Source organism: Bradyrhizobium sp. WSM4874 (genome assembly GCF_055811835.1).
Genome location: NZ_JBVVPR010000093.1, coordinates 1 through 8,714, shown reverse-complemented (window position 1 = coordinate 8,714; position 8,714 = coordinate 1). Strand labels below are relative to the sequence as shown.

Genomic DNA, 8,714 nt, shown 5'->3' with positions numbered 1-8,714 from the left:
CGAGGCTTGAAAGTCCCACTCTGGATTCGGACCATGCTGCAAAGACGGCCGGTCAAGGTCGTATCGGTCGCGCTCGCTAATAAGATTGCGCGCACGATCTGGGCCTTGCTGGTCAGAGGCGGCATCTATCAGGCGCCGGCCGCAATGCTGAAGTCCTAATCTCAAGAGCTCTCCGGCGGAAGGAGAACGCTGCCGAGGAGGCAAGGTGCAAATCTGGATGAACCCCGAATGACGTCATTCCCGGTAGCAATCAGACCGCCTGACTCACTGCGCTTCGAGCGCGAGAAATTGATTGGGCGATTGCTTCCGCGGATATCATCGTGGCCAGCGGCCAGGCGCCGCTTCACAGGCCGAACATATGACCGCACCGTCATCCCTTGTTCAACCAGAGAAAGATCTTGCAGCCCGGGCCGTTCCACATATGAGTCAGAGCCCCGATTGGATGCCGCCAGGGTGTCCCAGTCGAACGCCGATTGACAGCGTTGCCCACATACCCACAGCAGACGCAAAAGCAGCAGCAGGAAGCTGCTTGGATTTGGAGCATAAGGCAGGCCGGATCACACCTTAACTTCGCCGATCCCTGGTCCCAGCTCCGGGGTCCACTTCATATATTCTTCGTTTGTTTTATCGGCCCGGTGTTTGGCCCACGAAAAGATAACTAGCTCGCCCGAGTCGGTCTTTTGACCAACCTCCCATCCCCTGGCGATGAAGTGTGCTACCTTTGAGACCTTAGTGAAGATTTGCTCCGCTGTCTCACCATCCTGCGCTCGCCAGGTTAATTTGACCTTGTCGATAAGGGCGTTGTCATCCGTACGAACGCCATCGCCTTACCGGCCAGCCCGCTCGGCAAAATCAACCATACACCAAGGCCGAGACAGAGACCGAGACAAAACCAAAGCACGCGCCTATCGATCATTTTCCCTTACCCCGCGCAACTGGTCCTTATCCGCGCTGCGGAGCGGCCTCAAGGAGGTCCATGGCAGTATTGGGTCTATTGCTGTCACCCCCCTGCTTTTGACTTGTACTGCAAGTTAGTCAGGCGCCGGCCGCCTTGTGAGACGACCGGCCTCTTGTGCAGTCCGTATCAGGCCGCAAGTGGATCGCTCAGGAGAACGCCGCCCAGGGATGCCCAGCCTGACCACGGTCCGGAGTGCGGCTTGTCCTGCCAGATGTGCCAGAGCGCGTTGTCGGTCCCGCGCGCAAACACTTCCAGCCGCCCGTCGGAATTATCGAAAGCCACCGGATCACTGGTGATGGCGCCGCCGAGCGAGGCCCAGCCTGACCACGGTCCGGCATGCGGCTTGTCCTGCCAGATGTGCCACAGCGCATTGTCGGTGCCACGGGCGAACACTTCGAGACGGCCATCGGAATTGATGAACACCTCGGGGTCGCTGGTGATCTGGCCGCCGAGGGAGGCCCAGCCTGACCACGGACCGGCATGCGGCTTCTCCTGCCAGATATGCCACAGCGCGTTATCGGTGCCGCGCGCAAAAACCTCAAGCCGTCCGTCGGAATTGATCACGCCCGCCGGATCGCTGGTGATGGCGCCGCCGAGCGAGGCCCAGCCTGACCACGGACCGGCATGCGGCTTCTCCTGCCAGATATGCCACAGCGCGTTGTCGGTGCCGCGCGCAAAAACCTCGAGCCGTCCGTCGGAATTGATCACGCCCGCCGGATCGCTGGTGATCTTGCCGCCAAGCGAGGCCCAACCGGACCACGGACCGGCATGCGGCTCCTCCTGCCAGATGTGCCACAACGCGTTGTCGATGCCGCGCGCAAACACTTGGAGCCGGCCGTCGTTGTTGGCGATCGCGGCCGGATCGCTGGTGATGGCGCCGCCGAGGGAGGCCCAGCCTGACCACGGTCCGGCATGCGGCTTGTCCTGCCAGATATGCCAGAGTGCGTTATCGGTGCCGCGCGCAAAGACCTCCAGCCGCCCATCGGAATTATCGACGCTGGACGGCGAGCTGGTGAGAACGCCGCCAAGCGAGGCCCAACTCGACCATGGCCCTGAATGCTGCTTTTCTTGCCAGATGTGCCAAAGCGCCCTGTCGATTCCGAGACCGAACACCTCCAATCGTCCATCGGAATTCTCTGTCACTGATACCGAGTGGGTAAGCGCTGCTACTGCATTTGTCATGAAGCCTCCGATTGTATAAGTGCAACGAGGGAGCAATTTGCCCTCAAGCAATCTAAAGTAGCATCATTTTTACGCAGTGACGACGCCGACAAGACGGGTCTCGCGTGAAAGTGATCCGCGCATCAAGTTCCCTGCATTCTCATTCGCGTTTGCTGCAGTGAGCGAAGCTCGCGCGTGCGCGCGCCATATCGGGCGCGCACGAAGGGCAAGACGGAGAACGGCGTGGGCTATGTGAAGAAGAATGCGATCGCCGGTCATTCCTTCGCAGGTTGGGAAGCATTCGAGGCGCATCTCGACAGATGGGAGCGTGAGGTTGCGAACGTTTGTATCCACGGCACGATCGGCGAGGCGCCGATCATCCGCTTCGCGCGTGATGAGATACATCGGTTGAAGCCGCTCGGCGGGCAGCCGTCGTTCGGATCATTGCGTGAACTGACCCGCGTCGTCGGCAATGATTGCGCCGTCGAGATCGACACGAACAGCTACTCGGTGCCGTGGCGCCTTATTGGCGAACGCGTGGCGGTAACGATCGCGGCCGGTCGAAGTCCGGATCCGCCATGGATTGCACCAGGTAGCAGTGCACAAGCAATGGGAGGGGCGCCGGCTGCGGATCGTCGACGCCGCCCATCTCGATGGCGTCGCTGGGCGCAATGGTGCGGTCCGCCAGGCGGAGATCGCGGCGGTGCTGGATCCGTCCCCACCGCCATCGTTGTTACGCCCTCTGGCGGAATACGAAGCTGTGGTCGGAGGAAGCTTCTGATAGCGGGGACAAAGAAGATAATGGAAGAAACGATCGATCCGCTCGATGCCATGCTGGCGCGATTGCAGCTCTCCGGCGCCCGCGACCAGCTCGACAACCTGCTCGACGAGGCGGCGCGCGCGAACCTATCGGCGCGTGAGACACTGATTCTGCTGTGCGAGCGCGAGATCGCGCGCAAGGATCATCGCCGCATCGAGATGGCTCTGAAACTCCCACACTTCGCGATAGGCTGCGACGTCGTTGTGGCTGCGCAAGCTGCACACTCGCGACTTGGTCCAGCCATTGCCGCGCCCCGTGGTCTTGCCGGAGCGGTTGAGCACCGACGCGATCGCTTTGTCCGGCATCTGCCGCGCCAGCACGCGCACGAGATCGACTGTCTCTCCCCCTGCGCTCCAGCGGTGCTGGCCGGAGCGATTCTTCTTGACCTTAAGAGCGGAATGGTTGCCGCCGTGCCAGCGGATCACCAGATCGAGCTCGGTGTCCTCGACGCGGACGACGATCTCGTCGATCAGCGTTCGCACGATCCGCTTGCGCGTCTCGGGTGCCACGCTGGCACTCGACCAAGCACGCTCCAGGTCGGCGCCTAGCGTCATCAGCCGCTCCCTGTCGGCAGGTGTGAGATCAACAGCGGGCGAAGCCGTCAGTCCCTCCAGCTCCGTCTCCAGATTGCGCGCGACCGCCAGCCGGTCATTCCATCGCTTTTCCAGCTCGGCGGCGACGAGACGATTGTCGGGATCGACAGCATCGTATTGGCGGCGCGCCCGCCCCACCTCATAGCGAGCCTGCTCCAGCGCCAGTTCGGCTTGGCCGCGTTTGTCTTCGTTCGCACGGCTGCGCGCAGCCTGCGCGGCGAGTGCCGCCTCGCAACACCTCCCAATCCTTGCGCTCCCTCTTGAAGCCGCGAACCACCTTCTTGCGACCGGCCTCGATGCTGATGCGGCTGCCGGTGCGCCCGAATGCATACGCGCCGGCATAGATTGGGTTGGTCAGAATGTGCAGGATCGTGTTGTAGACCGGCAGCTTCCATTCGACCAAGTGGCCTTCGGCGCCATAGGTAAGCGGAGAGGCTTTGAGGCGCGTTGGCTTCGAGGTGGATGGGGCACTGCAGCGATTGTCTTCCCTGCCGAGCAGCGAAACTTAACCAACTCTCCTGGGCTATCCACGGCCCGATGCCGTCTTGCAGCAGAAGCCATCGGTCCGAAAGACCGTCTCCCAGTCGCCAGCGCAACCGTCGCGGGTAAAGTCGATCCCGAGGCCGTCTCCTTGAGAAGTCGCTCCAGGCAGGAGGTCAGGCCGATGGTCGCGATCGCGGCTGCCCCGCCGCGAGAATCGTATGAGTCCGCCCAATCCCTCAAACATCTGATCAGAGAGCGTGCCCGCGTCGGAGGCCTCACGCCAACGGTGGATCAGTATGGTTGTGGCTTTCGGTATTTGCAACGGTATCCTGCCTCGGCCGGCGCTCCCGTCTTGCCTATTCGCAAAACCGGTGTCACACTCTACCTGTAGTTTAACGAATCGACGGGCCTTGGCGGACCGTCGGAGACGCACACCTGTCGCCGAGCCGACCGTTGGTTGGAGCATTTCATTGGAGTACGAATTGCCCGACGATCTCTATTCGTCAGCCGACCTGCTGAGCGGGTACGATCCGGCTTCTCCTATGGCGCTCGTGGAGTCCTGGGACTTTCGGATGTTCCGGCAATATGTCGCAGACGGCGCCGACAATCCCGCGACGTTGGACGTCCGACGAAAGCAGGCGGACCACGACGCGAGCATATCCGACGCCATGAGGCGCTTCCTCGCTCAGGAGAAGCCGAAGCTCGTTGGCTTCATGGGCGGGCACGAGCTGTCGCGTGCGGAGCCGGCGTATGCGACGGTTGTCGGCCTCGCCCGCTATCTCACGGAGCAGGGTTTCATGATCGTGTCCGGCGGCGGGCCCGGAGTCATGGAAGCCGCGCACGTCGGGGCAACGTTCGCAGGCGCGAACGATGCGAATCTCAATTCCGCACTCGCTATCCTCGAAAAGGAACCTCTGTTGCCGAGGCTCGACCAACTGGTGACCGGGGACGGCGAGATCGTGCCAGGCCACGAGAAGCAGTTCGACGGCGCCAGAAGATGGATCAATGCCGCATTGGACGCAAAGAAGCTCGCGCCCGCGCAACCGAGCCCCAGCCTGGGCGTGCCGACCTGGCTCTACGGTCAGGAGCCCACGACTCCCTTCGCAACCCACTACGCCAAATTCTTCCAGAACAGCATCCGCGAAGAGACCCTCATCGTGAATTCGCGGGCTGGCATCGTCTACGCGAGAGGGAGCGGCGGCACGATGCGCGAAATTTTCGAGGACGCCGAGCGCAACTGCTACGTTCCGGACGCGAAGTCGTTCACGCCGATGGTCTTCTTCGACGAGGAGGGGTTTTGGGAGCGCGACGCCGAATACGGCGCCGACGGACTTCCGATTCACACGAAGAAGGGGGTTAAGGTAGACGACACTGTGCGCAAGCTGTTCAGCCTTGCGAGGGCCCGGAAGAAGGACGCGGCGGATTGCCTGCGAAAGGTGAGGTTCACAGTCGACAAGAAGGAGAGCGGCGATCTCCTCACGTTCCATTCCGGCAAGGCGCTGCAGAACCTGATGTTCGCACTCGCCGACGAGCCGACAAAGGTCTCCACCAGCTTCCTGAGCAGAGCCTGACCAAATTCCCGACGATCCGCAATCCAACGAGGAAGCTTCGCCATGCCGGTCGCGGTCTCGAACACGGTGAACGGAACGCGGATTCGCGCGACGGCCTATCACGATTGCGACGACGTCCAACTGTTCTGGCGCGTATCAATCGGCGGCGGGACGGACGTGCCGATCCCAGGGTGCCTGGGGTTCATGATCGAGCGTCAGCGGCTGACCGACGGCAACTGGTCGCCCAGGGAGATACTGCGCAACCGGGTGGGCTTCACCGATCAACCCCCAGCCGGCGCGACAGGCGCGTACGAGGCTTCGAGGCCATCGAACGTATGGCCCTTTCAGAGATACGAGTGGACGGACCATGGCGCCACCAACGGCCAGACCGTGCGCTATCGGATCAGCGCGGTCGGATCCTTCGGAGCAGTCGCCCTCGGGGAGACGACGCTCGCCGCCCTGGCCGATTCCGGTCGGACGGAGGCGATCGAAGTGAGCGCCCAAGCCGACAACGGCGTAGAGGCCTACTTCAATCGCGGCTTCGTAATGTCCCAGTTCGTGGCGAGGATCGCCCGCGAGAAGAAGTGGAAGCCTCGCGACATCAAGGACCACATTGCCGAGCTTGAAGAACCGCTGCGGCGGTTTCTTTCGGGCGAACTCAGACTCGCGCTCCTACGGTTGCTCGACGAAGTCATCGGTGATCCTCCCCGGCTGGAACTGTATCTGGCCATCTACGAACTCGCGGACGAGGAGCTCATCGGAAGGCTGACGCTTCTGAAGGGACGCGGACACATCGTGCTGTCGAACGGATCGGACAAAGGTGGCGACGGCAACGCCGATTCTCGCGAGGAACTGAGGCGGCCGGCGTCGACGTCCACGATAGGATCCTGGGTTCGAAGGGCCTCGGTCACAACAAGTTCGCCGTGGTCGTATCGACCAAGACCGGCGCCGCCACCAAGGTCTGGACCGGAAGCACCAACTGGTCGCCGACAGGATTGTGCACGCAGGCGAACAACGGGATCCTCTTCGTCGATCCGAAGATCGCCGGAATATATTGCGAACAATGGGGCCGTCTGAAGGATGCCGGCAGCGATTTCACCGCCGAACTCGTCGGCGCCAACGCCAAATCGCCACGTCCGGCGGACGGGACCGACGTTTGGTTCACACGCGTCCGGAACAAGTCGAAGAAGAACGTCGGGAAGGGCATAGACATCGAGGCTCTCATTGCTCTTGTGGCGGGCGCCAAGAACATGATCCTCTACGTGATGTTCCAGCCAGGCCCCGATCCCTTAGCCGACATAGTGGCAAGAGCTTCGCAGATCTACGTCCGCGGCGTCGTAAGCACGGTCACCGCGGGCAACCGCGAAAAGTTCTCCCTGAAGGGCGTGGACACCGACTCCCACGATTTCACGACGGCTCTGGTGCAGCCAGAAGGCGTCGTGGGGTCCTTCTCCGACTGGATCGCGGAGGTGACGCGCAATCAGTTTCTTTTTCCGAACGAGAATCCCGGCGTCGGACACGCGATCACTCACTCGAAGATGATCGTCATCGATCCGTTCTCGGACGACTGCAAGGTGATCACCGGCTCCCACAATTTTTCCGGGGCCGGCAGCGAGCAGAACGACGACAATTTCGTCTTCGTCCACGGAAATCGGGCCTTGGCGGAAGCCTACAGCGTCGCCTGTCTCGCCACATACGAACACTATTCCTGGCGCGCCTACGTCAAGCGTCAATTTGACCAGGGTAAAGTCCCCTGGTCGCACCTGTCGAGCGATCCGGCCTGGCAGAGCAACTACCTGTCGGTTCAGCGCAAGAAGCATCTTACGATCTGGTGTCCTGAACGACCGCAGAGCGGTCGGAGCGCGCACGCGTCATCCGCATGATCGCCCGGTCCGCGGAGCGAGCTTGCCGATGCGCTCTTTCCTCCGGAGGTGCGTCAGCGACCGCTTCCCCCTACGGGATGTTGTTGGCGGGATCGTGGTCGAGTAGCTCAGCCATTTGGCTTTCGCCCTCACAGATCCGGGCAGGCGGCTTTCCCGCACCCGGCTCTTCCCGAGGGTAACCCGCGTCATATCCGCGCCTGCGCCCAAGTGCGAGTGATGCGTGGAACGGGCAGACGGAAGCGTGCCGTCAGGGCCTCGAACTCCGACCAGCCCATGCGCCGACTTTTCTGACTGCGCCGTCTCAGACAGTTCAGCCAGATCCGACGCACTTCGCGGTAGAAGCCGTTAAGCGCTGGATAATTGTGCGGCCTGCCGTAGTAGCCGTAGTGTCCACGCAGCACTGCGGCGAACCACTCGTGCTGGGTGGCCAGTGACTCGTGCATGAGCCGCCAGGCCTCCTGGCGCAACGCCGTCAGCTTGCGCGTCAGGCGTTTCCCTTCCGTCTTGTGCTTCACGATAAACCGGCCGTCCCGGGTCCGCCCGCAGTAGTGGATGAAGCCGAGGAAGGCGAAGGTCTCGGGTCGCCGCTCGCCGCGCCGCTGACGCGAGAGGGCCGCAAATCGACCGAACTCGATCAACCGCGTCTTGCCCTCATGAAGCATCAGGCCAAAGCTGGCCAGCCGCGCGTTGAGGGCCAAGAGCATCTCCTGCGCATCCACCTTGCTCTCGAAGGCCATGACGAAGTCGTCCGCATAGCGAACGGCCACAACGCGACCGCGTGCGCGGCGACGGCGCCATTGATGGGTCCAGAGATCGAGGATGTAGTGCAGAAAGATGTTGGCGAGGAGCGGACTGATGCCCGCCCCCTGCGGGGTACCCCTGTCCGTTTCTTGCTTCTCGCCGCTCTCAAGAACGCCGGCCCGCAGCCACAGCTCTATGAGCCGCAAGATGCGAGGATCAGCGATCCTGTGCGCCACCATCCGCAGCAGCCACTCGTGGTCGACCGAGTCGAAGAAGTTGCGTATGTCGGCATCGAGCACCCAGTTGACGCGCTGGCTCATGATCGCCGTGTGCAAGGCGTCAAGCGCCATATGAGGATTCCGCCCCGGCCGGAAGCCGTAGGAGAACCCGACGAAGTCGACCTCGTAGACGGAGCTCAGCACCTCGGCTACCGCGCTTTGGACAATCTTGTCCTCTAGCGCCGGCACACCGAGAGGCCGCTTACCGCCATCGGCTTTGGGGATGTAGACTCGTCGCACCGGCTGT

Annotated in this window: 6 protein-coding genes and 2 pseudogenes; 4 read left to right on the top strand and 4 right to left on the bottom strand. The window is 62.2% G+C overall.

Annotation, left to right across the window (positions count from 1 at the left end):
- Positions 1-159, top strand: a pseudogene (locus AC0L3P_RS38685) (IS110 family transposase); the annotation flags it as partial.
- 925 nt (positions 160-1,084) lie between these two features.
- On the opposite strand, the gene AC0L3P_RS38680 reads toward AC0L3P_RS38685, so the two are convergent.
- Positions 1,085-2,140 (bottom strand): PLL family lectin, encoded by a 1,056-nt coding sequence (locus tag AC0L3P_RS38680; RefSeq protein ID WP_473309271.1) that lies wholly within the window; start codon positions 2,138-2,140, stop codon positions 1,085-1,087.
- A gap of 171 nt (positions 2,141-2,311) precedes the next feature.
- Between AC0L3P_RS38680 and AC0L3P_RS38675 the strand changes: the two are divergent.
- Positions 2,312-2,900, top strand: a pseudogene (locus tag AC0L3P_RS38675) (Mu transposase domain-containing protein); the annotation flags it as partial.
- A 125-nt stretch (positions 2,901-3,025) separates the two neighbouring features.
- Here AC0L3P_RS38675 and AC0L3P_RS38670 read toward each other — a convergent pair.
- Together AC0L3P_RS38670 and AC0L3P_RS38665 are read right to left on the bottom strand one after the other, a co-directional pair.
- Positions 3,026-3,670 (bottom strand): hypothetical protein, encoded by a 645-nt coding sequence (locus AC0L3P_RS38670; protein ID WP_473309270.1) that lies wholly within the window; start codon positions 3,668-3,670, stop codon positions 3,026-3,028.
- A 1-nt stretch (position 3,671) separates the two neighbouring features.
- Complete coding sequence (locus AC0L3P_RS38665) at positions 3,672-3,935, bottom strand: recombinase family protein (RefSeq protein ID WP_473309269.1); 264 nt, start codon at positions 3,933-3,935, stop codon at positions 3,672-3,674.
- Positions 3,936-4,311: 376 nt separating this feature from the next.
- Here AC0L3P_RS38665 and AC0L3P_RS38660 point away from each other — a divergent pair, with 376 nt between their 5' ends.
- Together AC0L3P_RS38660 and AC0L3P_RS38655 are read left to right on the top strand one after the other, a co-directional pair.
- Positions 4,312-5,586: a hypothetical protein gene (locus AC0L3P_RS38660; RefSeq protein ID WP_473309268.1), complete on the top strand. Its 1,275-nt coding sequence runs from the start codon at positions 4,312-4,314 to the stop codon at positions 5,584-5,586.
- Positions 5,587-5,628: 42 nt separating this feature from the next.
- Positions 5,629-6,642 (top strand): phospholipase D-like domain-containing protein, encoded by a 1,014-nt coding sequence (locus tag AC0L3P_RS38655; protein WP_473309267.1) that lies wholly within the window; start codon positions 5,629-5,631, stop codon positions 6,640-6,642.
- Positions 6,643-7,633: 991 nt separating this feature from the next.
- Here AC0L3P_RS38655 and ltrA read toward each other — a convergent pair.
- The coding region (gene ltrA, locus AC0L3P_RS38650) for a group II intron reverse transcriptase/maturase (RefSeq protein WP_473309266.1) at positions 7,634-8,714 on the bottom strand (1,081 nt) is incomplete at its 5' end.

Excerpts from the sequence above, each read along its gene's own strand:
- AC0L3P_RS38655 (WP_473309267.1), top strand. The coding sequence starts at position 5,629 with ATGCCGGTCGCGGTCTCGAACACGGTGAACGGAACGCGGATTCGCGCG.
- AC0L3P_RS38680 (WP_473309271.1), bottom strand. The coding sequence starts at position 2,140 with ATGACAAATGCAGTAGCAGCGCTTACCCACTCGGTATCAGTGACAGAG.
- AC0L3P_RS38660 (WP_473309268.1), top strand. The coding sequence starts at position 4,312 with ATGGTTGTGGCTTTCGGTATTTGCAACGGTATCCTGCCTCGGCCGGCG.